Origin of the sequence: Paracoccus rhizosphaerae, assembly GCF_026162645.1 — a bacterium.
Lineage (GTDB): Bacteria > Pseudomonadota > Alphaproteobacteria > Rhodobacterales > Rhodobacteraceae > Paracoccus > Paracoccus rhizosphaerae.
Genome location: NZ_JAOTBE010000017.1, coordinates 34,923 through 59,962 on the forward strand (window position 1 = coordinate 34,923; position 25,040 = coordinate 59,962).

Sequence of the window (25,040 nt, forward strand, 5' to 3'; positions counted from 1 at the left end):
GGCGGGGGCCGGGCCTGTCGAGCGGCGGGCTTGCCATACGGGGCAGGGGCGCTATGCAAGGGAAAAATCCGTGGGGGGTACAGATGAGGATGACCATCGACGAGGCGCTGACGCGCGGCGGGACGGGCCGCTTCCAGTGGCGGCTGCTGGGGATCTTCGGCCTCGTCTGGGCCGCCGATGCGATGCAGGTGATCGCCGTGGGTTTCGCCGCGCCGTCCGTCGCCGCCACCTTCGGGCTGGAGCGGGTGACCGCGCTGCAGATCGGAACGGCGTTCTTCCTTGGCATGTTCGTGGGCGCGTTCCTCTTCGGCCGGCTGGCCGACCGGATTGGGCGCAAGTGGGTGCTGGTCGGCACCGTCGCAATGGACGCGGTCTTTGGACTGGCCTCGGTCGTGGCGGGCGACTTCACCTGGCTTCTGGTACTGCGCTTCCTGACAGGTGTCGCGGTGGGCGGCACGCTGCCTGTCGATTACGCGATGATGGCCGAATTCCTGCCGCCGAAGAACCGTGGCCGCTGGCTGGTCTGGCTGGAGGGGTTCTGGGCCGTGGGCACCATCGTCGTGGCGCTGACCGCCTGGGCCGCGGCATCCCTGGGCGCCGAGGCACCCTGGCGCTGGATCTTCCTGGTGGCGGCGCTGCCGGCGCTGATCGGGTTCGGGCTGCGGCTGTGGATCCCGGAATCCCCCATGTACCTGGTCCGCAAGGGCCGGCAGGCCGAGGCGCGCGACGTGATCGACCGCATCCTGCGCATCAACGGGGCCGAGCAGCTGCCGCCGCAGGCGCATCTGAAGCCCGCGCCCGTCCCGACCGGCGCCGCGCGCACGATCCTGGCGCCGACGCTGCGGCGGGCGACGCTCGGCGTCCTGGCGGTCTGGTTCCTGGTGTCGCTGTCCTATTACGGCGTCTTCGTCTGGGTGCCGGGGCAGCTGGCGACGGAAGGATTCGGCTTCGTGCGCGGATACGGCTTCCTGGTCATCCTGGCGCTGGCGCAGTTGCCGGGATATGCGCTGGCCGCCTGGGGGGTCGAGGCGATCGGCCGGCGCGCGACGCTGGCGGGGTTCCTGGTCCTTTCGGCCCTGGGCTGCGGGCTGTTTGCATGGGCCAGCGGCGCAGTTGCCGTCGCGACCGCCCTGATCGTCATGAGCTTTGCACTGCTGGGCACTTGGGGCGCGCTTTACGCCTTCACGCCCGAGATCTATCCGACCCACCTGCGCGGCACCGGCATGGGCACGGCCAGCGCCGTGGCGCGGCTTGGCGGCATCTTGGCGCCCAGCCTGCTGGCGGTGGTCTTCGTCCAGGGCTTCGGGCTGGCCATCGGCAGCTTTGCCATCCTGCTGCTGCTGGCTGCCGCCGCGCTGCTGCTGGTCGGGACGGAAACCCGCGACCGCGCCATCGGCTGAAGGGGGGGGCGGAACAAGCCGCCGTTCCGCCCGTTTTCCCGGCAGCATCATCGAAAGGACAGGGCATGGGCCAGTTGGTCGACGGCGTCTGGAAGGACGAATGGTATGACACCGACAGCACCGGTGGCGAATTCAAGCGCGACACCTCGAAGTTCCGCAACTGGGCGACCGCCGACGGCAGCCCCGGCCCCACGGGCGAGGGTGGCTTCAAGGCGGAAAGCGGGCGCTATCACCTCTATATCAGCCATGCCTGCCCCTGGGCGCATCGCACGATGATCTTCCGCACCCTGAAGGACCTTCGCGGCCATATCGAGGTGTCGGTCGTCCATCCGGAGATGCTGAAGGACGGGTGGGAATTCCGGACCGACTTTCCCGGTGCGACCGGCGACCGTCAGTTCGGGCTGGACTACCTCCGGCAGGTCTATCTAAAGGCCAAGCCTGATGCCTCGGGCCGCGTGACGGTGCCGGTGCTGTGGGACCGCGAAAGCGGGCAGATCGTGTCCAATGAAAGCGCCGACATCATCCGGATGTTCAACAGCGCCTTCGACGGGGTCACCGGCAACACCGACGACTATTGGCCGGTCGACCTGCGCGACCGGATCGAGGAGGTGAACGCCCGCGTCTATGACACCGTCAACAACGGCGTCTACAAGGCCGGTTTCGCCACCTCTCAAGAGGCCTATGACAAGGCGGTCGTGCCGCTCTTCGACAGCCTCGACTGGATCGAGGGGCTGCTGGCGCAGGACCGCTATCTGACCGGCGACCGCCTGACCGAGGCCGACTGGCGGCTGTTCACCACCATCGTGCGCTTTGACCCGGTCTATCACACCCACTTCAAGTGCAACCGCCGGCGCATCGTCGACTATCCGAACCTGTGGGGCTGGGCGCGGGAACTCTATCAACGGCCCGGCGTGGCCGAGACCGTGCATCCGGATCACTTCATGCGGCACTATTACTTCAGCCACGACATGATCAACCCGCATCGCATCATCCCGATCGGCCCAGACGAAGATTGGTCCGCCCCCCACGGCCGCGGCTAGGATCAGGGGCCGCCTTTCCGGCCCGCAGGACGGGCCAAAGAAGGCCCTTCTGCGACTGGCCCGCCGGGTTGCTGGGAAACTCTCGGCAGGTCCGGGTCCGGCGATCCATCCGCACGTCCTGCTGTCTTGGCAGGCGGACGGTAGGCCGATCGTCCTCTGCCGACCGCCACGACGCGTGCTCCGCTTGACGCCGGCTCCTGCGAAACATCGCGTAAAAAAACCCCGGCGCGGGAACGCCGGGGTTTCAGAGAGGGAGGGGGAGTGTGGCCGCATCCACCGACCACTGGGCTTCGGATGTCCAACGTGCGTGGCGGGCGGCGGTTCCCGCCCAAGCCGTTGCGGCAGGAAAACGCCGATCAGGCGACCAGGCGATAACCGCCCGATTCCGTCACCAGCAGCCGCGCGTTCGAGGGGTCGGGCTCAATCTTCTGGCGCAGGCGGTAGATGTGGGTCTCCAGCGTGTGGGTCGTGACGCCGGCATTATAGCCCCAGACCTCGTGCAGCAGCACGTCGCGCGGCACGACGCCGTCCTGCGCCCGATAGAGGAACTTGAGGATGTTGGTTTCCTTCTCGGTCAGGCGGACCTTGCGGTCCTTGGCGTCGATCAGCATCTTCATCGCCGGCTTGAACGTATAGGGCCCAAGCTGGAAAATCGCGTCCTCGGACTGCTCGTGGGTGCGCAATTGCGCGCGCAGGCGGGCCAGCAGGACCGGGAACTTGAAGGGCTTGGTCACATAGTCGTTCGCGCCAGCGTCCAGCCCCAGGATCGTGTCGGCATCGGTGTCATGTCCCGTCAGCATCACGATGGGGCATTTCACGTTCAGCTTGCGCAGCTTCTTGCACAGCTCTCGCCCGTCGGTGTCGGGCAGGCCGACGTCCAGCACGACGAGGTCGAAGATGGCGTTCTTGGTGGCCTCGACCGCCTCGGCGCCGCTGCCGGCCTCGGTCACGTCGAAGTCGTCGGTGGCGACCAGCTGTTCGGCCAGGGCTTCGCGCAGGTCTTCCTCGTCATCGACAAGCAGGATCTTTTTCAGTCCGGGCATGTTGCCTCCTTCGGTTCGCTTGGGGCAATCAGTGGGGACGCCCGTGCGGGCCGTCCAGCAACATGTCGGAATTCTCACATGGAGTTGTCGGTATCGCGCGCTATGTTTCAGAATGTTTCACATCACGGGGCGCCATGAGCCTGATCCCGACACTTGCCGAAGCCATCGCCCGCGCCCGCGCCGACCTGCGCATGGGCCTGCCCGTGGTTCTGGGCGATCATCTGGCCGCCGCGGTCGAGACCCTCTCGCCCGAGCGGCTGGCCGATCTGCGCAAACTGGGGGCGGTGGTCCTGGTGCTGACCGGGCGGCGCGCCGAGACGCTGAAGGCGCGGGTTTATGACGGGGATCTGGCGCGGGTCGTCCTTCCCGCCGAGGCGGACCTTCGCTGGCTGCGGGCGCTGGCCGATCCGGCGGGCGACCTGATGACGCCGATGAAGGGACCGCTGGAAACCGCGCGTGGCGGCGACGTCACCGCCCACCGGGCGGCCATCGCGCTGGCCAAGTCGGCCGAATTGCTGCCGGCAATGCTGCTGGTGCCGGCCCCCGCGCCCGATGGGCTGACCCGCCTGCCGGCCGGGGCCGCGCTGGCGCAGCTGGCGACCGAGGCGGCGATGGCCCCCGTGGCCGCCGCACGCCTGCCGCTGATGGCGGCCGAGCGGTCGCGCCTGCACATCTTCCGTCCCGACGACGGCGGCGAGGAGCATTATGCCATCGAGATCGGCGATCCGCCGCGCGACCAGCCGGTCCTGGCGCGGCTGCATTCCGCCTGCTTCACGGGCGACGTGCTCGGCAGCCTCAAATGCGACTGTGGGCCACAGCTGAACGCCGCGCTGGACGCGATGGGCAAAGAGGGTGCGGGGGTGCTGCTCTATCTGAACCAGGAGGGGCGGGGCATCGGCCTGGCCAACAAGATGCGGGCCTATGACCTGCAGAACCAGGGCTTCGACACGGTCGAGGCGAACCACCGCCTGGGCTTTGAGGATGACGAGCGCGACTTCCGCATCGGTGCGGCGCTGCTGCGCAGGCTGGGTTTCGCGTCGGTCCGGCTGATGACCAACAACCCCCGGAAGGTTGCGATGATGGAAGGCCATGGCATCGCCGTGGCCGAACGCGTGCCGCTGATCGTGGCACGCAACCCGCACAACACCGGCTATCTGGACATCAAGGCGCGCAAGTCGGGGCACCTGTTGTGAATTCCAAAGACATGGTCCTGACGCCGCAGGGGCTGCGCTTTCGCGGCCACCTCTTTCCGTGCAGCATCGGCAAGTCCCGCGTCACGGCGGCCAAGCGCGAGGGCGACGGGGCGACGCCCGCCGGGGTGCATCGCATCACCGGCCTGTGGTTCCGGCCCGATCGGCTGGCGCGCCCGACGCCCTGGGCGCGCGCGATCGGACCGGGTGATCTCTGGTGCGACGATCCTGCGCATCCGGCCTATAACCACCATGCCCGCACGCCCTTGGCGGCCAGTCACGAGCGGCTGCGGCGTCCCGACCCGCTATATGATCTGATCATCACGACCGACTGGAACTGGCCCCGCGCCGTGCCCGGTCGGGGCTCGGCCATCTTCCTGCACCAGTGGCGCAGGCCGCGCTTTGGGACCGAGGGCTGCATCGCCTTCGCCCGCCCGCATCTGCTGTGGATCGCGCGGCGGGCGCGGCCGGGGACGCGGCTGATCGTGCCCGCCCCGACCTAGCCGGCGGTGCCGTAGTCCCGCGCGCCGAAGATCGCCGATCCGACGCGGACATGGGTCGCCCCCTCGGCGATGGCGGCTTCGAAATCAGCGCTCATCCCCATGGAGAGGTTGGGCAGCCCGTGATCCTGCGCAAGCTGCCGCAGCAGGCGGAAATGCGGCAGCGGGTCCTGGCCCTCGGGCGGGATGCACATCAGGCCCTGCGGGGACAGCCCCAGCTCGTGGCATGACGTCAGGAAGCCCGGCAGCTCATCCGTCAAAATGCCAGCCTTCTGCGGCTCGTCGCCGGTGTTCACCTGCACGAACAGATCCGGGGTACGGCCCTGTTCGTCGATCTGCTGCGCCAGCTTGCGGGCCAGCGTCATGCGGTCCAGCGTGTGGATCGCATCGAACAGTTGCACCGCCGGCTTGGCCTTGTTCGACTGCACGGGGCCGATCATGTGGACCTTGACGCCGGGATGGCTGGCACGCCAACCCGGCCACTTGCCTTGCGCCTCTTGCACATAATTCTCGCCGAAGTCGGTGTGGCCGGCGGCCAGCACGGCTTCGACCCTGGCGGCGGGTTGAACCTTGCTGACGGCAATCAGCGTAACGCTGCCCGCCGCACGGCCTGCCGCCTGTTCTGCCGCGCTGATGCGACGCCTGATGTCATCCAGTCCCATGCAGCCACCTGACAAAAAGAAAAGAGCGGGCGCAAGGCCCGCTCTCCAGTCTGCTTCCGATCGGATGGATCAGAAGTTGAAGCGAACGCCCATGTCGGCCGTCACACGCTCTTGGTAGTCGCGCTGCAGCGACGCACCCAGACGGGCACCGCCCAGGTCATAGTTCACGCCGACGCCGAACGAGTTGTCGGTTTCCTTGGCTGCCCAGTCGCCGCTGTTGTTGGCAACATAGGCTTCGATGTTGGTCAGGCCATCAGCCAGGGTGTAGTCGCCGTAGAGAGCAACGGTGCTGCCCAGATCATCGACCAGACCGTCGAACTCAGCATCGGTCGAGGACAGGCCCACCGGGCTGCCAGCATCGCCGTTGTCGATCCAGTTCAGACCGATGCGTGCGTTCTCGAGCACTGCGTAGCGGGCGCCGACGAAGTAGACGTCGTGGTCGTCGTTGCCTGCGCCGTTGAGCGCGACGCCGCCCGACAGTTCCAGACGGTCGTTCCAGGTGTAGTCGGCCGAGACGCTGTACTCTTCCTTCACGTCACCAAACACCGCGGTATCTTCAACGAGACCAGACTGGTCGGGGTCGACGTACGAAGCGCGAACCGTCAGGTTGTCGACCGAATACTTCACGGCGACGCCAAGGCGATCGACGTTCGAGTAGGGCGAGGATTCATAGGCAAAGAAGGCGCCGAGAGCGTTGCCGCCAACCGAACGGTCGTACGAACCCAGTTCCGATGCGTAGAGCAGGCCAGCCGAGTCGAGCGCGGTGTCGACGTTGCCGACTTCAACGGTCAGGCCGCTGGCAGTCACGAACAGCTTGCCAGCATTGGTCGAGGCGTCATCGCCGCGGCTGCCGCTGCCCTGGTCCCACTGGAGGCGGAAGCGAGCACCGAAATCGACGCCAGCGTCGGTGGAGGTCGACGCGTCCAGGTTCATCCGCAGGCGCGAGATGACTTGGCTATCGCTGCCCTCGGAGAGGGTGAGAGGATCAGTGCCGGTCAGGACCGAGTCTTCATAATAGATGACGCCGGTGCGGCCATAACCCGAGATCGTCACGTCGGCAGCAGCCACGCCGGCGGTCAGCACCAGCGCGGTGGAGGCGATAAGAGCCTTTTTCATGTGGTTTTCCCTCTTGTCTCTCTGATGCCCAAGCCGGCGATCCCGCCCTGGGTATGCCGATTTGTTTCACCGTTTCGAACTCGTGATGCAACGGAATCAGATGAGGGCTGTTTTCTTTGCCTCTTTCCGTGATGCACTTGGGCCACAGTTTCGCCGTGGGCGCCGCCGCGGCCGTCGCTTGCCGCCGATCCGGCCGCCGCGGGACGCCCAATGCGCTTGTTTCGGTGCGTGCATTCGCGCTAATGCTGGCGCTGACGGAACTCACGGGGGATGGCATGAACTTTGCACGCGCTGCGCGCCTGACGATCGTCGCGACGCTTTGCGCTGGCCTGGCGGCTTGCGGTGACGCCGATCCCGGCGCCGACTATTCCCGCACGCGGCCGGATGAAAGCACCACCCGGATTCAGGACGTCCTGCTGCGGTCGGAAAATCCGAACCGGGCCGTAGGTGTCAACAAGTACCTCTGGAACGCCAGCCTGGACGTGCTGAACTTCCTGCCCGTCCAGACGATTGACCCGTTCACCGGGGTCATCCAGACCGGCTATGGCACCCCTCCGGGCGGCGGCCGGTCCTATCGCGCGACCATCCAAGTCAGCGACCCCGCACTGGACGCCCGCAGCCTGCGGCTGTCGCTGCAGGGGCCGGGGGGCGCCGCGGTCGAGCCCGGGACGGTTCGCGCGGTCGAGGATGCGATCCTGACCCGCGCCCGGCAGATGCGCATCCGGGACGGCGGTCTCTGATCCCGGCGGCGGGATGGCGCGGCCCCTGGTGGGGCCGGGCACTGGACCCGCCCCGGCAGGGCGTATAAACCCTGCGGGCAACTGACATGCCCGAGGTTCCCCATGCCCTATGATCCCGCGACAAGCGAAGCCCACTGGCAGAAGGCCTGGGCCGATGCCGGCAGCTTCACCGCCGTCCGCGACGACCGCCCGAAGTATTACGTGCTGGAGATGTTCCCCTATCCCTCGGGGCGCATCCACATGGGGCATGTGCGCAACTATACGATGGGCGACGTGGTGGCGCGGTTCAAGCGCGCGCAGGGCTTCAGCGTGCTGCACCCGATGGGCTGGGACGCCTTCGGCATGCCGGCCGAAAACGCCGCGATGCAGGAGGGCGGCCATCCGCGCGACTGGACCTATGCCAACATCGCGACCATGCGCGACCAGCTGAAGCCCCTGGGCCTGTCGATCGACTGGAGCCGCGAGTTCGCGACCTGCGACGACGCCTATGTGGCGCAGCAGCAGGCGCTGTTCCTGGACATGCTGGACGCGGGCCTGATCACCCGCAAGTCGGCGCAGGTGAACTGGGATCCGGTCGACATGACCGTTCTGGCCAACGAGCAGGTGATCGACGGCAAGGGATGGCGGTCGGGCGCGACGGTCGAGCGGCGCGAGCTGACGCAGTGGTTCTTCAAGATCAGCGATTACAGCGACGAGTTGCTGGAGGCGCTAGATGGCCTCAAGGGCTGGCCCGAGAAGGTGCGCCTGATGCAGGCCAACTGGATTGGCAAGTCGCGGGGCTTGCAGTTCCGCTTCCAGACGGTCGATGCGCCGGCGGGGCACGACACCATCGAGGTCTATACGACCCGGCCCGACACGCTGATGGGCGCCAGCTTCGTCGCGTTGTCGCCGGACCATCCGCTGGTCAAGGAACTGGCGGCGACCCGCCCCGAAATCGAGGCCTTCCGCGAGGAATGCCGCCGCATCGGCACCACCGAGGAGGCCATCGAGACCGCGCCGAAGCTGGGCTTTGACACCGGCCTGACCGTGCGGCACCCGCTGGACGCCGATTGGCATCTGCCGATCTGGATCGCGAACTTCGTGCTGATGGACTACGGCACCGGCGCGATCTTCGGCAGCCCCGCGCATGACGAGCGCGACCACGAGTTCGCCGCGAAATATGGGCTGCCGATCCGCGCGACTTTCGGGCAGCAGGGCATGGATCTGGCCCAGGCCGATGCGCTGGTTGCTGACGCGCCCTTCGTGCCCTCCAAGACCGAAACCGTGACCTATGTCCGCGGCTTCAGCGGCGCAGCCGACCAGACCGGAGAGGCCGCGGTGGACGCCGCCATCGCCCATGCCGAGGCCGAGGGCTATGGCGAAGGTGTGACCAAGTTCCGCCTGCGCGACTGGGGCATCTCGCGGCAGCGCTATTGGGGCTGTCCGATCCCGGTCGTTCATTGCGACAGCTGCGGTACGGTCCCCGAGGCCAAGGCGAACCTGCCCGTGCTGCTGCCGCAGGACGTGACCTTCGACGTGCCGGGCAACCCGCTGGACCGCCACCCGACCTGGCGTCAGGCTGTCTGTCCGAAATGCGGCGGCGAAGCCCGGCGCGAGACTGACACGATGGACACCTTTGTGGACAGTTCTTGGTACTATGCCCGCTTCACCTCTCCGTGGGCGGAGACGCCGACGGTGCAGGCGGATGCGGATTACTGGATGAACGTCGACCAGTATATCGGCGGCATCGAGCATGCGATCCTGCACCTGCTGTATTCGCGCTTCTTCGCCCGGGCGATGGTCAGGACAGGTCACCTGCCGGAAAAGGCGAAAGAGCCGTTCGACGCGCTGTTCACGCAGGGCATGGTCACGCACGAGATCTACATGACCCGTGACGAACGCGGGCGCCCCGTCTATCACCTGCCCGAGGATGTGACGGACGGCAAGCTGGCCGACGGGACAGTGGTGGAGGTCATTCCCTCGGCCAAGATGTCGAAGTCGAAGAAGAACGTCGTCGACCCGGTCAACATCGTCGAAAGCTTCGGTGCCGATACCGCGCGCTGGTTCATGCTGTCCGACAGCCCGCCCGAGCGTGACGTCGAGTGGACCGCCGCGGGGGCCGAGGCCGCCTACAAGTTCCTGGCGCGCGTCTTCCGCCTGGCCGAGGATGCACCAGAGGGCGGCGACGATCCCGATCTGACCCGTGCCGCCCATCGCGCCATCGCCGACGTCACCCGAGCCATCGAGGGTTTCGCCTTCAACAAGGCGGTCGCCAAGCTCTATGAGCTGGCAAATGCCGTCGGCCGGTCGCAGGCCGGTGGCGAGGCACGGCGCGCCGTTCTGCGCATCATGGCGCAGCTGATGGCGCCGATGGTGCCGCATCTGTCCGAGGAAGTCTGGGCGGCCGCAGGCGGTCGGGGAATGGTCGTCGACGCGGGCTGGCCCGTGGCCGATCCGGCGCTGCTGCAGGACGACAGCGTCATCCTGCCGATCCAGATCAACGGCAAGCGCCGGGCCGAGATCCAGGTCCCCAAGGACATGCCCAAGGACCAGATCGAAGCGATGGTCATGGCCGACGAAACGGTGCAGCGCTTCCTGGAAGGGGCCGCGCCCAAGAAGCTGATCGTCGTGCCCGGGCGGATCGTCAATGTGGTCGCCTGATCGCCGCGCGGCCCTTCTGGGGCTGCTGGCCCTGGGAGGCTGCGGCCTCACTCCGGTCTATGGGCCGGGGGGCGGGGGGTCGCGTCTGTGGGGCCGGGTGCGTCCGCGCGACCCTGACACGCCGATCGACTTCATCTTCAACCGCCGCTTGACCGAGCGTCTGGGCCCCGAGGACAGCGCCCTCTATGACCTCGACTATCGCATCAACGTCGGTGTCGTGCCGCAGGCGATCACCACTGACGAGGTGACAACGCGCTATTCGCTGAACGGCACTGCGGACTTCGCGCTGACCGGCCCCGGCGGCGCGGTCGTGACGCAGGGCAGCGTCAGCAGCTTCACCTCCTATTCGACGACCGGGACGACGATCTCGACGCTGGCGGCCGAGGGTGACGCCCGCGAACGGCTGGCCGTCATGCTGGCTGATCAGGTGGTCACGCGCCTGCTGGCGGCCGCATCCTCGCTTTCGGGATGAGGCGCGGATGCTGCTGAAAGGCGGCGAGATTGCGCGTTACCTGTCGCGGCCCGACCCGTCGCGGCCGGCGCTGCTGATCTATGGCCAGGACGCCATGCGCGTGTCGCTGAAGCGGGCCGAGGCGGTGCGCGCCCTGGTTGGTGAAAAGGCGGACGAGGAGATGCGCCTGACCCGGATGCCCGGCGCGGGCCTGAAGAAGGACCCTGCCCAGCTGGTCGATGCCGTGCGAGAGATCGGGTTCTTCCCTGGGCAGCGCGTGGTGCTGGTCGACGACGCGCCCGACACCGCCGCCGACGCCATCCGCGAGGCGCTGTCGGGATGGCGGCAGGGCGATGCGGTGATCGTGGTGACGGCGGGGTCGCTGTCGAAATCCTCGGCACTGCGCAAGCTGTTCGAAACACATGGGCAGGCCGTGACGGCCCCCATCTATGACGATCCGCCGGGCGAGGAGGAGATCGCGCGCTGGATGTCCGACGCCGGCCTGCGTCAGGTTCCGGCCGATGCGATGCGCGAACTGGCGATCCTGGCGCGGGCGCTGGACCCGGGCGACCTGCGCCAGACGGTCGAGAAGATCGGGCTTTACAAATATGATGACCCCACCCCCCTGACGGTCGAGGAAATTGCCCTTCTGGCCCCCGCCACCATCGAGGCCGACCTGGACGAGCTGATCCATGTCGTGGCCGAGCGTCGCGAGGCCGAGTTCGGCCCCCTGATGCGGCGGATCGAACAGCAGGGGCTGGCGCCGGTGACGCTGTGCATCGCCGCGCTGCGACATTTCCGGACGCTGCATCTGGCCGCCGCCGACCCGGCGGGGCCGGGCGTGGCGCTGGCGCGGGCCCGGCCGCCGGTCTTCGGTCCGCGTCGGGACCGCATGGCGCGCCAGGCGCAGGCTTGGGGCATGGGTCCGCTGGAGGAGGCGGTCTCGCAACTTCTGGAAACCGACATGACGCTGCGTTCGACCAGCCGCGCGCCACAGATGCCCCTGGTCGAACGCACGCTTCTGCGCCTTGCCATGAAGCCGCGGGGGCGGCGGTGACCGAAGCCGTCGATGCGCTGGTGATTGGCGCGGGCCCTACGGGCCTGATGGCGGCCGAGGCGCTGATGGCGCCCGGCAGGACGGTCGTGGTGGCCGAGGCGATGCCCACGCCGGCGCGCAAGTTCCTGATGGCGGGCAAGTCCGGTTTGAACCTGACCCGCGACGAGCCGCTGATCAGCTTCATGACCCGATACGACCGGCCCACGTTGGCGCAGGGACCGCTCGGTCCCGCCGAGGTCATGGCCTGGGCTGAGGGGCTGGGCATCGAGCTGTTCACCGGCTCGACCGGTCGGGTGTTTCCGGTGGGCATGAAGGCCTCGCCCCTACTGCGGGAATGGCTGACGCGGCTGCGGGTGGGCGGCGTCGATCTGCGGACGCGGTGGCGGTGGACGGGGCTGGACCGGTCGTTCCTGTTCAGCACGCCGCAGGGCGCGGTCGAGTTGGCCCCGCGGGTGACGGTTCTGGCCTTGGGCGGCGCCAGTTGGCCACGCTTGGGATCGGACGCCGCCTGGGTTCCGATCCTTGATCGGGCGGGTGTCAGGATTGCACCGTTCCGGCCCGCCAACATGGGGTTCCTGATCGCCTGGACGCCGGCAATGTCGCGGTTCTTCGGCCAAGCGGTCAAAGGCGTCGCGATTCATGTTGGCACGCATGTCAGCCGTGGCGAATGGGTGATTTCTCGTCACGGGGTCGAGGGTGGCGGCATCTATGCCGTGTCGGCGGCGATGCGGGACGGCGCCGCCGCCACGATCGACTTGGCGCCGGATCTCTCCCATGCGGCGCTGGCCGGGCGGTTCGGGCAGGGGCGCGGCAAGCTTTCGCTTGGCAATTGGCTGCGGCGGGTGCTGGGCGACCCGGTGAAGGTCGCGCTGCTGCTGGAATGGGGCGGGCGCCCTGCTAATGCGGCCGAATGGGCGGCGCTGGCCAAGGCCCTGCCGTTGCGGCACCAAGGTCCGATGGGCCTCGACCGCGCGATTTCGTCGGCCGGGGGCATCGCGGCCGAGGCGCTGACCGAAGCGCTGGAGCTGCGGGCGCTGCCGGGTGTCTTCGCCGCCGGAGAAATGCTGGACTGGGAGGCGCCGACGGGCGGCTACCTTCTGACGGCCTGCATGGCGACGGGCCTGCGGGCCGGTCAGGCGGCGGCGCTCGCCCTGGCTTAGCCCGCGGCTGCGCGGCGATAGGCGGGACGCTGGCGCATCCGGTCGAGGTATTCGGACAGGCGCGTTTCGACCACCGGGAACCTGGCGATCAGCGCCCAGTCCAGGCAGTGCGCCAGGATGATGTCGGGGACGGTCATCACCTCGCCCATCAGGAACGGGCCTTCACCCATGCGGTGGACCAGGGTCCTCTGGCTGGCCTCGAATTCCCATCGCAGGGTGTTCTTGATCGCGCTGAGGCGCAGCTCTTCGGGCAGAATGAAGCTGTGGCGGGCGGCTAGCCACAGGGCCGCGTCGAATTCGTCCAGCAGGAACTGCGTCAGGCTGTCCTGGCGGGCACGGTCGAGCGTGCCTGCGGGGTGCGTCAGCCCGCCGTGGCGGTCGGCCAGATAGGTCAGGATCGCCGTCGAATCCGTGATCGGCGTGCCGTCGTCGATCAGGACGGGCACCTTGCCGGCCGGGTTGAATTGCGCGACGCCTTCGCTGCGGGGGTTGGCGGGGATATGCTCGTAGGGCTGGCCCAGCTCCTCCAGCATCCACAGGACGCGGAAGGAACGGGACTTGGCGGTGCCGATGACGCGATACATGGTGTCCTCCTGACGGCCAGAAGGCCCCAGGCAACGGGGCGCGTCAAGCGCCTCAGCCGCGACGGCAGGAGATCAGCTGCTGGCGGTACATCTCGGACCGCTGGCCGACCTGGGCGGCGACGCGCATCAGCCAGGCTTTCTGACGGTGGCTGCCGCGGGCGAAGCCGCCGCGACCTTCATGATAGGCCAGATACTGGGAGGTCGCGTCGTGCTTGGACAGGCCCAGCCGTTCCTGGCTGCCATGCATGTACCAGCCCATGAAGTCCGACGCGTCGCGGATGTTGTCCCGCCGGGCGCTGCGATTGCGGGTGGCGCGCTGGTATTCCTCCCACGTGCCGTCCAGTGCCTGGGAATAGCCGAAGGCGCTGCTCTGCCGGCCGATGGGGATGACCCCAAGCGCGAACTGGTGCGGGGTCCGGGCATCGCCGATGAACTTCGACTCCTGGTACATGGTCGCCATCTGCACATGCACCGGCACGCCCCACTTGCGCTCGGTCCGTTTCATGGCGCGCATGTAGGCGGGCCGTTCGGCTGCGATGGCGCATGCGTTGTTCAGCTCGCGCGGGGCGCTGTAGTTGCCGCCCCCGCACGAGGCCACCAGCCCGACAATCGCCAGCTTGAGAAGCCTGTTCATCTTGCCCTCGTTCTGCTCGGTCTTCTGTTTTCGGCCATCTTACGGAAATTCACGCGGCGGTGAAATCACAAAGCCGGAAGAATGGCAGCGATCCGCCCTCAGGTGCTTCCCTGGGGACGCAGAAGCGCGTTTAGGGCGTGCAGATCCTCGGCCCCCGCCTCTCGCAGCAGCGCCTCGAGCGCGCGATAGTGGCGCAGCACCGACTGGCCGGTAGGCGTGACGCGCGCGCCGCCGCCGCCGGGCCCGCCCCGCGCGCTGTCGATGACGGGTTCGGCGAAGGCCACGTTCATCTCCTCGACCAGGGTCCAGGCGCGCTTGTAGCTCATGCCCATTTCCCGCGCAGCGGCCGAGATCGAGCCCAGCCGGTCGATCCGCGCCAGAAGCTCGGCCTTGCCCGGTCCCAGGATCAGCGGCGAATCGTATTCCAGCCGCAGCTTGATGCGCAGCCGGGGGCCGTTGGCGGTCTGGGTCATGGCGGCGCCTTTCGTTATTCCCCGGAAGCATAGCGCCTTCGGCCGGTGGCTGCAATTTGCCGCGACGGCACAGGGGCAGCTGGGTTGCCCGACCGCGCCCTTGGCCTATTCTTCCCGCGCAGCAAGAGGAGGTCACCCATGTCCGCAGATATCGTCATCCTGTCCGGCGCCCGAACCGCCATCGGCACCTTCGGCGGCAGCCTGGCAGCGATCCCGCCCATCGCGCTGGCCAGCACCGTCACCCGCGCCGCGCTGGAGCGTGCGGGCCTTGCGCCGGAGCGCGTGGGCCAAGTTGTCTTCGGCCATGTCATCAACACCGAGCCGCGCGACATGTACCTGTCCCGCGTGGCCATGCTGGAGGCAGGGATTCCCGACACCGTGCCGGCGATGAACGTGAACCGCCTGTGCGGGTCCGGCGCGCAGGCCATCGTCTCGGCCGCGCAGGCGCTGATGCTGGGCGACGCGGACTTCGCCATCGCCGGCGGCGCCGAGAGCATGAGCCGCGCCCCCTATGCGGTGCCGTCCGCGCGCTTCGGCGCCAAGATGGGCGACCAGGTGATGCTGGACATGATGACCGGCGCCCTGACCTGCCCGATGGGCACCGGCCACATGGGCGTCACCGCCGAGAATGTCGCGGCAGAGCATGGCATCACCCGAGAGCAGCAGGACGAGTTCGCGATGGAATCGCAGCGCCGTGCGGCGGCTGCCATCGCGGCGGGGCATTTCCGCGACCAGATCGTCCCGGTCGAGGTGAAGACCCGCAAGGGCATGATCGCCTTCGACACCGACGAGCATCCGAAGGAGACCAGCCTGGACAAGCTGGCTGGGCTGAAGCCGGTCTTCCAGAAGGGCGGCAGCGTGACGGCGGGCAATGCCAGCGGCATCAACGACGGTGCGGCGGCGCTTGTGCTGGCGCGGGCCGACGCGGCCGAAAAGGCAGGGCTGACGCCCAGGGCGCGGATCCTCGGCTATGCGGTGGCGGGCGTCCGCCCCGAGGTCATGGGCATCGGCCCGATCCCCGCCGTGCAGATGCTGATGGAGCGGACTGGGCTGAAGGCCGGCGACTTCGACGTGATCGAATCGAACGAGGCCTTTGCGGCGCAGGCACTGGCGGTCAACAAGGGGCTGGGATTCGATCCGGCGCGCGTGAACCCGAACGGCGGGGCGATCGCACTGGGTCATCCCGTGGGGGCGACCGGCGCCATCCTGACCGTCAAGGCGGTTCACGAGCTGGAACGTACCGGCGGTCGGACCGCCCTGATCACCATGTGCATTGGCGGCGGCCAGGGCATCGCCATCGCTATCCGTCGCGATTGACGCCGAACGCTTGGGGGCGTCTCCTGATCGCCTCCACCTGGCACAAATGGAACGGGCCGCCCAGATAGAGGCGGCCCGCGAGATCCAAGGAGATGGTCCGGTTAGGGGCGGATCAGATCCGGTCCCAACCAGGGTTTACGACCCTCGGGGCTGCCCTCAGGTCACGGCCCCCCTGACTGTTCCGACACCTCTCTCCACTATCACTCTCGACACTGGACCACCTCCTTTCAAAAGATTGCCGTTATGGGGTCAGGCTGACACAGATCGGAAATCTGTCAATCAGCATTCGGCACGACCTCTCAACAAATTGCGGACTATCATCCGAAAGGGCACAAGCGCCAGTAGGGCCAGACACAGTTTGACCAGCCAGTCGGCAAGTGCCAACGAAACCCACAGCGCCGTGACCGGACCCTGACCAATCAGCGGAACGGCCTCGTTCGCCCAGCCCGTGTTGGCGTCGGTGGGAAGGGCGGCGGAAAAGGCGATGCCGAAGAACAGCGCCGTGTCCAGTGCTGACCCGACCAGCGTCGAGGCCAGCGGCGCCCGCCACCAGCGCCCGCCCCGAAGCGCGTCAAACACCACGACATCGGCCATCTGCGCGACCAGGAACGCCGTCCCCGAGGCCAGGGCGATTCGCAGCGTCGTGGCCTGCAGGCCCGCCGCGACCAGCGAACAGGCGATGCCCGCGACAAATCCCGCCAGCACGACCTGCCGCGCGGCCCGGGCGCCATAGACGCGGTTCATCACGTCCGTCACCAGGAAGGCTACGGGATAGGTGAAGGCGCCCCAGGTCAGCCAGTCGCCCACGGTGAACTGCACAAGGACGTTCGATGCCGCCACGATGGCGGCCATGGCAAGGATGCCGGGCAGAAAGCGGGTCATGGATATTTTCCGTTTTACAAGGTGGCGGAAGAACTCGGCCCCGCGACGGGGCAGCGCGGGCCTTACGCCCACCGGGACGGCCTTGTCAATTCCGCAGCGCCTGCGCCTGTGTCTGCCGCAGGCGGTATTCCACGATCTCGGTCCGCTGCAGGAAGATGAAGTTGTCGTCCGAGATCAGCGTCACCCGGATGTCAGTCCCGTCGTGCCAGACCGAGATGCCTTCAAGGTTGTCGTATTGCAGTGGCCGCGTTTCCAGCAGGATCTCGTCGTCCTGCACGCCGTCTGCGGTCAGCCGCATCCGCCGCACCCGAGAGGTGAAACCCAGGACGCCGCGAAAATCCCGCTCGAGCAGATAGAACCAGCCGTCGGGGCCAAAGTCGGCGCCAACCGCCCGCCAGCGCGGGTCGCGGCGGATCCGGGCCAACTGCGTCCAGGCACCGTCGAAGGCAAGCGCCGTGAAGGGTATGGTTTCATTGGCCGAGCGTTCGGGAACCGCGATCAGCGTGCCGTCGTCGCGGATGGCCAGCGCCTCGAGCCCGGCGTTCTGGCCCATGCCGGGCACTTGCGGCGGGCGGGGCAGGGGCGCTCCGGCGGTGTCGGGGTCGTCATAGGTGACGACCCGGTCCAGCCCCTCGAAGCTGACATGGATGCGGCCGTCGGCGCCGACCGCCAGCCCCTCGCTGTCGCCGGTATAGCCCGGCGGCAGCGGATTGCCGGAACTGTCCTTCAGATGCGCGCGTCCGGCAACGGTCATGCCGCGCACGATGCCCAGATCGTCCCGCTGGACGCTGCCCCAGTAAAGATGAGATCGGTCGGTCAGGGCGTGGAACGACGCGCCGTCAGGGGCGATCTCGATCCCGGAAAAGCCGCCGAAGGGCGCTTCGTCCCGTTCCCAGACATAGGTGCCCACATGGTCCAGCACCGCATCGGCATGGGCCGGTGCGGTGCCAGTCAGGAACGCGATGGCGACGCCGATCAGGGCGCTGCGGCGACGGTCGAGCATTGTGCGGGCATCTCGCTCATCCGGTAGGTGCGCGGGTGGCGATAGTTCGGGTCGGGTCGGGACGGCTTGGCCCGGCTGGGGTCGATGCGGATCGCGACCCATTCTGCGGCGTCGGCACAGCCGTCGCCTGCCGGGATCGGCGTCTGGCGCGGGCAGATCGACCCTGCCGGGCAGTTCAGCCGGACATGGAAGTGATAATCGTGGTTGTTCAGCGGCCGGACCTTGCGCAGCCAGCTGCGGTCGCCGGTCTCCATCTGGCACATCGCAACCTTGACGACGGGGTCGGTGAAGATCCGCTCGACCCGGCTGTCGCGGGCGGCGGCGCGCAGGATCGACATGTGCTGGGGCGTCCATGCCCCCGACAGCGCCGTGCCGCGCCCGGTCACGACGGAGGCCGACGAAAGGCTCTCCCGCTGCTGGGGCGACAGGCGCAATGACGAGGGCGGCAGCATCCAGATGTCGGCGTCCAGCCCGATCTGGTGGCTGGCATGGCCCGAGGTGACGGGACCGCCGCGCGGCTGGCCGATGTCGCCGATGTAAAGCCCTTGCCATCCCGCCTGCTGGGCCGCGCGCGACAGGCCGACCAGGAAGTCGATCATCACCGGATGGCCCCAGTTGCGGTTCCGCGACAGGCGCATCGCCTGCCAGCTGGGTCCGCTTTCGGGCAGTTGCACCAGGCCTTGGGCGCAGCCTTGGGAATAGTTGCCGATCGACACGGCGGGGCCCTGCGATGGGCTGCGGAAGCTGCCGAACACGTCCTTGGCCAGCGGGTCGGCGGCGGCGGGCAGCGCCAGGCCCAGCATCAGGGCGGCGGCGGTCAGTGTCTTCTTGATCACGTCGGGGTTTCTCCTTCCGGGTCGACCCACCCTAGCAGAACCAGCGCGACAAGAAAGATCACGATCAGCGGAAGCAGGCCGATACGCTGGCTGCCGCTGAGATCGGTGACCAGCGCAATCAGGAATGGTGTCAGGAAGGCGGTTGCCTTGCCGGATAGCGCATAGAGCCCGAAGCCTTCGGTGGCGCGTTCCTCGGTCGTGTGGCGGACCATCATGGTGCGGCTGGCGGCCTGCAGCGCGCCACCCGCGCCGCCGATGACGGTGCCGCAGGCGAAGAAGATCAGGTCGGGCAGCCGCAGCCCGGCCAAGAGCGGCTCGGCCGGTACGGCGACGCCGAAGACCGTGTCGCGGTCCATGCCGACCAGCAGCACGCAGACCGTCGTCAGCGCCAGAATGCAGGCCGCGATGACCGCCCTTGGCCCGAACGCCCGGTCGGCCCGTCCCCCCAGCCAGCTGATGATCGCCGCCGAGATCGCAGTTACGACGCCGAAGACGCCGGCCAGGAACACCGGCCAGCCAAGGACGGTGCCGGCATAGACCCCGCCGAAACCATAGAGCGCGTTCAGCGCATCACGGGAAAACATCGACGAGACCAGCCAGAAGGCCAGGCTGCGGCGGTGCCGCAGGCTGCGGATCAGCGCCCACAGCTCGGCCAGCGACCGGCCCACGCGAAGGGGCCTGCGCTGCTGGCGCGGTTCCCTGACCCACAGGAAGAACGGCACCATGAAGACAACATACCAAATGGCCGAAAAGGGGCCGACGAAGCGCGTCCCTTCGCGCAGCGCCGGGTCGAGGCCGAAGAGCGGCGGGATCCCGGCCAGCGTGCGGCCCGACGGGGTTTCCGCAAACAGCGCCAGCATCACCGCCAGCGCCACGACGCCGCCCAGATAGCCGAAGGCATAGCCCGACCCCGAGATGCGGCCGATCTCGGCCCTAGGGGCCAGTCCCGGAAGCATGGCGTTGGTGAAGATGGTCGCGAATTCGACGCCGATCAGGGCAATGCCGAACAGGACCACCGCCTGCACAAGCGCGGGCTGGTCCGGCATCAGCGACCAGAGTCCCGCCGCGCTGACGACATAGAGAAGCGAGAAGAACCACACCCAGGGAAGCCGGCGACCCGAGCTGTCGGCGATGGCGCCGAGGATGGGTGCGAAGACCGCGATGACCGCACCGCTGACCGCCAGCCCATAGCCCCAGAGCGCCTGCGCATTGGCACCTGCCAGCGTGCTGCTGTCGCCCAGGGCGATGAAGTGGCGCTTGGCGACCTCGGAGAAATAGATCGAGAAGATGAAGGTCAGCAGCAGCGTGTGGAAGGGCTGGCTGGCCCAGTCGAAGAACCACCAGCCCCAGACCCGCTTCCGGTCGATTGCGTGCTTCATCCTGCCCCCGATGCGCGGTTTCCTTGCGCGCCATAAGCACCGGGCGATGTCAGACTGGCAAGTGAAGTTTGGCGTCGTCGGGCAGATGCGGCGGCCAGGGTCGCGCGGCGTCGGCCTGCATCCAGGCCGCGACCCAGTCGGGCAGGGTCGGGCTGAAGGCCGGATGGCCCATCGCCTCCATCACCTTCGCGGGCGGCACGATGCCCTGGGCCGAGGTCACGGCCGAGCGGATCAGCACCTGGTTGCAGCACTCTCCGCCCCGCCACATCGACTGATCCATATAGATGAAGCGGTCGTCCCATCCGACCATCCGCGACACCATCGTGAAGCGCTGGAACGCCCGGATACGCCGGCGATAGCGGGTCGAGCTGCCCGCCACGGTGATCCCCCAGCCGTTGGCGCGCAGCACCGGGATCAGCCCAGTTCGCTGCGCCAGGGGAATGCGGCCAAGGTCGAACAGCGTCAGCGTACGGCCGTTATTCAGCTCGACCCACGGGTCCAGGTCCCACGGCCAGCAGACATGGGTCGACACATGCGACCCCGTCGGCGCCAGTCGCGGCGCGTTGCGGAACTTGAGCATCTCTTTGACGAAGCGGATCAGCGGATACATGACGGCCCTTTCCTTGCGCCGCCTGCGTGGCCCGCGATCACGGAGGCGTCAAGGCGGACGCGGCGGCATCGGGTCGCAGAACTGGGCGGGCCGCCTTGCATGCGGCCGCCCGCGTCGCCATACAGTGCAAGCGCGAACAACCTGGCCCCGAGGAGTGACGATGGGAACGCTGTACGAAGCCCTGCAACTGATCCTGCAGGTCCTGTGGTTCATCATGATCGTCCACATCATCATGTCCTGGCTGATCAACTTCCAGGTGCTGAACCTGCGCCAGCCGCTGGTCGCGCAGATCTGGGACGGGCTGAACCGCCTGCTGGAGCCGATCTATGCCCCGATCCGGAACATCCTGCCCAACACGGGCGGCCTGGACCTGGCCCCGCTGATCGTCTTCATCGCGATCATCATCGCGCAGCGCGCGCTGGCCAATAACGCGGGCTTCTTCTACGGATTCTGATGCCCAGGGACCTGCTGAGCGAGGTCTGGGGTTTCGACGGTTTCCGCCCCGGCCAGCAAGAGATCGTCGAGACGGTGGCCGAGGGCCGCGACGTGTTGGCGATCATGCCGACGGGCGGGGGCAAGTCGCTGTGCTATCAGTTGCCGGCACTGATGCGCGATGGGGTGACGGTGGTCATCTCTCCGTTGATCGCGCTGATGCGCGACCAGGTGCGGGCGCTGCGCGAGGCTGGAGTCGAGGCCGGCGCCCTGACCAGCGGCAACACCGACGCTGAAACCGAGGCGGTGTTCCAGGCGCTGTCGGCAGGGTCGCTGAAGATCCTCTATATGGCGCCGGAGCGGCTGGCCTCGGGCGGGACGGTGAACCTGCTGCGCCGGGCGAACATCACTGCCATCGCGGTCGACGAGGCGCATTGCGTCAGCCAGTGGGGCCATGACTTTCGCCCGGATTACCTGCGGATTGGCGACCTGAAGCGGGTGCTGGACGTCCCGCTGGCGGCCTTTACCGCCACGGCGGATGTCGAGACGCGGGCAGAGATCGTGACGCGCCTGTTCGACGGGGTCGAGCCGGTAACCTTCCTTCGCGGCTTTGACCGGCCGAACATTCGACTGGCCTTCCAGCCCAAGAACAGCCCGCGCGCTCAGGTGCTGAACTATGTCGCCGCGCGGCGCGGGCAGTCGGGCATCGTCTATTGCGGTGCAAGGGCGCGGACCGAGACGCTGGCGCAGGCGCTGCGCGAGGCGGGCCATCCGGCCATCGCCTATCACGCCGGACTGGAGCCCGATCAGCGGCGCGAGGCGGAAGCGCGTTTTCAGCGCGAGGACGGTCTGATCGTCGTGGCGACGGTGGCCTTCGGCATGGGCATTGACAAGCCCGACATCCGATGGGTGCTGCATGCCGACCTGCCGAAATCGATTGAAGGTTACTATCAGGAAATTGGCCGCGCCGGGCGCGACGGCGATCCGGCGGATACGCTGACGCTCTATGGTCCTGACGACATTCGCCTTCGCAGGACCCAGATTGACGAGGGGCTGGCCGAGCCTGCCCGTAAGGCGGGCGATCATGCGCGGCTGAACGCGCTGCTGGGGCTGGCCGAGGCCACCGGCTGCCGTCGCCGCCGACTGCTGGCCTATTTCGGCGAGGATCTGGCGCAGGATTGCGGGAATTGCGACCTGTGCCAGGCGCCGCCAAAGCTCTTCGACGGGACGCAGGCGGTCAGGAAGGCGCTGTCCGCGATGGTGCGGACCGGCGAATGGTTCGGCAGCGGCCACCTGATCGACATCCTGACCGGCACCACGACCGACAAGGTGCGCGAACGTGGCCATGACCAGCTGCCGACGTTCGGCGTCGGCCGCGAACATGGTCGCGGCCAGTGGCAGGCGATCTTCCGGCAGATGATGGGGCTGGACCTGTGCCGCCCCGACCCGGAGCGTCACGGCGCCCTGCACCTGACCGAAACCGCCCACCCCATCCTGCGCGGCGAGGAAAACGTGACCTTGCGAGAGGACACGACCCGCGCCGCCAAGCCCGCGAACGTCCTGCGCACCCAGGTCTCCGAGGAGGACGAGCCGCTGCTGTCGGCGCTGAAGGCCAAGCGCCGCGCCTTGGCCGAGGCGGCGCGCGTACCGGCCTATGTCATCTTTCCCGACCGCACCCTGATCGAGATGGCCGAGAAGCGCCCGCAGGACCTGGACCAGATGGCCCGGATCGGCGGGGTGGGGGCCAAGAAGCTGGACAGTTTCGGCTTGGCCTTCCTTGAGGTGATTGCCGGCGCGCAGCCCGAGATGCACCCCGCCCGCCGCGCCCTGGCGGGCCGGCCAGAGGGGGCGCTGTTCGACCGCCTGGTGGCGGTGCAGCTGGACCTGCAGCGCGGCACCGACGGGACCGAAAAGCCGCTGTCCTGCTCGACCGCGCAGATCCGGCGCATCGCTGAAAGCCGTCCTCACAGCCGCGACGCCTTGGCGCGTCACCTGGACGATCAGCGCCTGGACCGCTTCGCCGATGCCTTCCTGGCCGAGATCGCCAGCGCTGACTGACGGCTTTCGCGGCGACGTCAACCGAACGTGATGCACCCATCGGCGCATTTCGCGCGTGGTTCGTGGCATGATGACCCGCACCCTCAGGGAGCAAGCCCGATCGGAGGACAGGATGAAGCTCAATTGGTCTGACGTCACGCCGCACCGGATCTATCTGGACCGGCGCAAGTTCATCGGCGCCTCGGCGGCCGCGCTGGCGCTGCCGGCGCTGGCCTCGCGCGCCCATGCATTGACCGGTCGTCCGTCACCCTTGTCGACGGACCAGGCCCCGAATACGTTCGAAGAGATCACAAACTACAACAACTTCTACGAGTTCGGCACGGGCAAGGAGGATCCCGCCCGCTATGCCGACCAGCTGACGGTCGATCCTTGGTCGGTCGAGATCGGCGGTCTGGTCGATCGCCCCGGCAGCTATGGTGTTGAGGATCTGGCGCCCGACAACGCGCTCGAGGAACGCATCTATCGCCTGCGCTGCGTCGAGGCATGGTCGATGGTGATCCCCTGGATCGGCGTTCCGCTGGCCTCGGTCCTGGACAAGGTCGGCGTGCAGCCATCAGCAAAATACGTCGAGTTCGAGACCCTGCTGCGCCCCGAGGAAATGCCCGGCCAGCGCCGGGCGATCCTGGACTGGCCCTATCGCGAGGGGCTACGCCTAGACGAAGCAATGCACCCGCTGACCATCCTGGCCACGGGCCTCTATGGCCAGCCGATGCCCAAGCAGAACGGCGCCCCGATCCGGCTGGTGGTGCCTTGGAAATACGGCTTCAAGTCGATCAAGTCGATCGTACGGATCAGCTTGGTCGCCGAACAGCCGCTGAACACGTGGAAGCAGCTGCAGTCCAGCGAGTACGGGTTCTATGCCAATGTGAACCCGCAGGTGGACCACCCGCGCTGGAGCCAGGCCACCGAACGCCGCGTGGGCGCGGGCCTGTTTGCCGGCCGCGAGGAGACCAAGATGTTCAACGGCTATGGCGACCAGGTTGCCAGCCTCTATGCCGGCATGGACCTGGCGGTGAACTACTGATGATACGCAGGATTAACGACGGCCTTCGCCGGATCCCGATCCCGCTGGTATGGCTGGCGGGCGCGATCCCCTTCGCGCTGCTGGTCGTCGACGTCGTGACCGGCGCCATCGGCGTCGACCCGGTCGCGAAGATCGAGCATCGGCTGGGGCAGACGGCCCTGTACTTCCTGGTCGCGTCGCTGGCGGTCACGCCATTGCTGAGGCTGACAGGGATCTCGCTCATGCGCTTCCGGCGGCCCCTGGGGGTCATCTGCTTTGCCTATGCGCTGCCGCATGTCCTGGCCTGGGTCGTTCTGGACATGGGTTTCCTGTGGGCGCAGATGGCGCAGGATATCATCAAGCGGCCCTATCTGCTGGTCGGCATGACGGCGTTCGTGCTGCTGGTGCCGCTGGCTGTCACATCGAACAACCTCTCGATCCGGCGCATGGGCGGGCAAGGATGGCGGAGGCTGCACAAGCTGGTTTACCTCGCCGCGCCCCTGGTCGCCCTGCACTGGATCTGGGCCGCCAAGGTGAACGAGCGCGCGCCGTCGTTCTGGATGGCAGTGATTCTGGTCCTGCTGGCTTCAAGGCTGGTGATTCCCCGTCCAATGGCGTGGACGCGGCCGCGCCGAGCTTGAAAGTTCATCTAAAGGTCAGCAGGTTGCGAGAATCTCTGCTGACTGACATATTATTTTCGCAAAAGCCACTTGCACCCGTGTTTTAGTCTCTCTAAATACCGCTTCACCGAAGGCGGGGACGCTTGAGGGGCCGGGACGGCGGAGCGGATGGCTTTGCATCTCGGGAGAGAATTTTGGGATGGATGACCG

At 67.6% G+C, this 25,040-nt stretch carries 25 protein-coding genes; 14 read left to right on the top strand and 11 right to left on the bottom strand.

The annotated features are described in order from the left end of the window. Positions 1-83: 83 nt before the first annotated feature. Positions 84-1,400, top strand: coding sequence for an MFS transporter (locus OC184_RS08470; protein WP_265506767.1), 1,317 nt, complete (start codon positions 84-86; stop codon positions 1,398-1,400). 65 nt (positions 1,401-1,465) lie between these two features. Beyond that, complete coding sequence (locus tag OC184_RS08475; protein WP_265506768.1) at positions 1,466-2,440, top strand: glutathione S-transferase family protein; 975 nt, start codon at positions 1,466-1,468, stop codon at positions 2,438-2,440. A 356-nt stretch (positions 2,441-2,796) separates the two neighbouring features. Here OC184_RS08475 and OC184_RS08480 read toward each other — a convergent pair whose 3' ends face one another. Continuing rightward, positions 2,797-3,483: a response regulator transcription factor gene (locus OC184_RS08480; RefSeq protein WP_265506769.1), complete on the bottom strand. Its 687-nt coding sequence runs from the start codon at positions 3,481-3,483 to the stop codon at positions 2,797-2,799. A 134-nt stretch (positions 3,484-3,617) separates the two neighbouring features. Here OC184_RS08480 and ribA point away from each other — a divergent pair, with 134 nt between their 5' ends. Both ribA and OC184_RS08490 read left to right on the top strand, forming a co-directional pair. Next, positions 3,618-4,676 (top strand): GTP cyclohydrolase II, encoded by a 1,059-nt coding sequence (ribA, locus tag OC184_RS08485; protein WP_265506770.1) that lies wholly within the window; start codon positions 3,618-3,620, stop codon positions 4,674-4,676. Between the two features lie 11 nt (positions 4,677-4,687). Then, positions 4,688-5,176 carry a L,D-transpeptidase family protein gene (locus OC184_RS08490; RefSeq protein WP_265506771.1) on the top strand — a complete coding sequence of 163 codons (489 nt, stop codon included), beginning with the start codon at positions 4,688-4,690 and terminating at the stop codon, positions 5,174-5,176. Here OC184_RS08490 and OC184_RS08495 read toward each other — a convergent pair. Both OC184_RS08495 and OC184_RS08500 read right to left on the bottom strand, forming a co-directional pair. After that, complete coding sequence (locus OC184_RS08495) at positions 5,173-5,835, bottom strand: YggS family pyridoxal phosphate-dependent enzyme (protein ID WP_265506772.1); 663 nt, start codon at positions 5,833-5,835, stop codon at positions 5,173-5,175. The two genes, OC184_RS08490 and OC184_RS08495, sit on opposite strands and share 4 nt — an antisense overlap. A 69-nt stretch (positions 5,836-5,904) precedes the next feature. Further along, positions 5,905-6,951 (bottom strand): porin, encoded by a 1,047-nt coding sequence (locus OC184_RS08500; protein ID WP_265506773.1) that lies wholly within the window; start codon positions 6,949-6,951, stop codon positions 5,905-5,907. A gap of 275 nt (positions 6,952-7,226) precedes the next feature. Here OC184_RS08500 and OC184_RS08505 point away from each other — a divergent pair, with 275 nt between their 5' ends. The 5 genes from OC184_RS08505 (at position 7,227) to OC184_RS08525 (ending at position 12,999) form a co-directional block, all read left to right on the top strand. Next, the gene (locus OC184_RS08505; RefSeq protein WP_265506774.1) at positions 7,227-7,691 is read left to right on the top strand and encodes a DUF3576 domain-containing protein; all 465 of its coding nucleotides are present in this window, start codon (positions 7,227-7,229) and stop codon (positions 7,689-7,691) included. Between the two features lie 102 nt (positions 7,692-7,793). After that, positions 7,794-10,331, top strand: a complete 2,538-nt coding sequence (leuS, locus tag OC184_RS08510; RefSeq protein ID WP_265506775.1) for a leucine--tRNA ligase — start codon at positions 7,794-7,796, stop codon at positions 10,329-10,331. After that, positions 10,318-10,803: an LPS assembly lipoprotein LptE gene (gene lptE, locus OC184_RS08515; protein WP_265506776.1), complete on the top strand. Its 486-nt coding sequence runs from the start codon at positions 10,318-10,320 to the stop codon at positions 10,801-10,803. Before leuS ends, lptE begins: the two co-directional genes overlap by 14 nt. 7 nt (positions 10,804-10,810) lie before the next feature. Then, the gene (holA, locus tag OC184_RS08520) at positions 10,811-11,839 is read left to right on the top strand and encodes a DNA polymerase III subunit delta (RefSeq protein ID WP_265506777.1); all 1,029 of its coding nucleotides are present in this window, start codon (positions 10,811-10,813) and stop codon (positions 11,837-11,839) included. After that, on the top strand, positions 11,836-12,999 hold the full coding sequence (locus tag OC184_RS08525) for a TIGR03862 family flavoprotein (protein WP_265506778.1): 1,164 nt from the start codon (positions 11,836-11,838) through the stop codon (positions 12,997-12,999). The genes holA and OC184_RS08525 overlap by 4 nt, the downstream gene beginning before the upstream one ends. Here OC184_RS08525 and OC184_RS08530 read toward each other — a convergent pair. The 3 genes from OC184_RS08530 to OC184_RS08540 form a co-directional block, all read right to left on the bottom strand. Continuing rightward, positions 12,996-13,583 (bottom strand): glutathione S-transferase family protein, encoded by a 588-nt coding sequence (locus OC184_RS08530; RefSeq protein WP_265506779.1) that lies wholly within the window; start codon positions 13,581-13,583, stop codon positions 12,996-12,998. The two genes, OC184_RS08525 and OC184_RS08530, sit on opposite strands and share 4 nt — an antisense overlap. 52 nt (positions 13,584-13,635) lie before the next feature. Further along, complete coding sequence (locus OC184_RS08535; protein WP_265506780.1) at positions 13,636-14,217, bottom strand: transglycosylase SLT domain-containing protein; 582 nt, start codon at positions 14,215-14,217, stop codon at positions 13,636-13,638. Positions 14,218-14,315: 98 nt separating this feature from the next. Beyond that, entirely contained in the window at positions 14,316-14,690 is a 375-nt protein-coding gene (locus OC184_RS08540) for a winged helix-turn-helix domain-containing protein (protein WP_265506781.1), read from the bottom strand. Between the two features lie 138 nt (positions 14,691-14,828). Between OC184_RS08540 and OC184_RS08545 the strand changes: the two genes are divergently transcribed. Then, positions 14,829-16,007: an acetyl-CoA C-acyltransferase family protein gene (locus OC184_RS08545; protein WP_265506782.1), complete on the top strand. Its 1,179-nt coding sequence runs from the start codon at positions 14,829-14,831 to the stop codon at positions 16,005-16,007. A gap of 279 nt (positions 16,008-16,286) precedes the next feature. Here the strand turns inward: OC184_RS08545 and OC184_RS08550 are convergent, their stop codons facing one another. The 5 genes from OC184_RS08550 to OC184_RS08570 form a co-directional block, all read right to left on the bottom strand. Further along, complete coding sequence (locus tag OC184_RS08550; protein ID WP_265506783.1) at positions 16,287-16,889, bottom strand: queuosine precursor transporter; 603 nt, start codon at positions 16,887-16,889, stop codon at positions 16,287-16,289. Positions 16,890-16,974: 85 nt separating this feature from the next. Then, positions 16,975-17,892 carry an esterase-like activity of phytase family protein gene (locus tag OC184_RS08555; protein ID WP_265506784.1) on the bottom strand — a complete coding sequence of 306 codons (918 nt, stop codon included), beginning with the start codon at positions 17,890-17,892 and terminating at the stop codon, positions 16,975-16,977. Then, positions 17,865-18,728, bottom strand: coding sequence for a penicillin-insensitive murein endopeptidase (gene mepA, locus OC184_RS08560; RefSeq protein ID WP_265506785.1), 864 nt, complete (start codon positions 18,726-18,728; stop codon positions 17,865-17,867). Before mepA ends, OC184_RS08555 begins: the two co-directional genes overlap by 28 nt. Further along, positions 18,725-20,107: an MFS transporter gene (locus tag OC184_RS08565; RefSeq protein ID WP_265506786.1), complete on the bottom strand. Its 1,383-nt coding sequence runs from the start codon at positions 20,105-20,107 to the stop codon at positions 18,725-18,727. The genes mepA and OC184_RS08565 overlap by 4 nt, the downstream gene beginning before the upstream one ends. 49 nt (positions 20,108-20,156) lie before the next feature. After that, positions 20,157-20,717 (bottom strand): acyl-CoA thioesterase, encoded by a 561-nt coding sequence (locus OC184_RS08570; protein ID WP_265506787.1) that lies wholly within the window; start codon positions 20,715-20,717, stop codon positions 20,157-20,159. Between the two features lie 160 nt (positions 20,718-20,877). On the opposite strand from OC184_RS08570, the gene OC184_RS08575 reads away from it, so the two are divergent. The 4 genes from OC184_RS08575 (at position 20,878) to OC184_RS08590 (ending at position 24,851) form a co-directional block, all read left to right on the top strand. Beyond that, positions 20,878-21,171 (top strand): YggT family protein, encoded by a 294-nt coding sequence (locus tag OC184_RS08575; RefSeq protein WP_265506788.1) that lies wholly within the window; start codon positions 20,878-20,880, stop codon positions 21,169-21,171. Continuing rightward, a complete protein-coding gene (gene recQ / locus OC184_RS08580) occupies positions 21,171-23,207 on the top strand; it encodes a DNA helicase RecQ (RefSeq protein ID WP_265506789.1) in 2,037 nt (678 codons plus the stop codon). Before OC184_RS08575 ends, recQ begins: the two co-directional genes overlap by 1 nt. Positions 23,208-23,319: 112 nt before the next feature. After that, positions 23,320-24,231 carry a protein-methionine-sulfoxide reductase catalytic subunit MsrP gene (gene msrP / locus OC184_RS08585; protein WP_265506790.1) on the top strand — a complete coding sequence of 304 codons (912 nt, stop codon included), beginning with the start codon at positions 23,320-23,322 and terminating at the stop codon, positions 24,229-24,231. Beyond that, positions 24,231-24,851: a protein-methionine-sulfoxide reductase heme-binding subunit MsrQ gene (locus OC184_RS08590; protein ID WP_265506791.1), complete on the top strand. Its 621-nt coding sequence runs from the start codon at positions 24,231-24,233 to the stop codon at positions 24,849-24,851. Before msrP ends, OC184_RS08590 begins: the two co-directional genes overlap by 1 nt. The last annotated feature ends 189 nt before the right edge of the window (positions 24,852-25,040 follow it).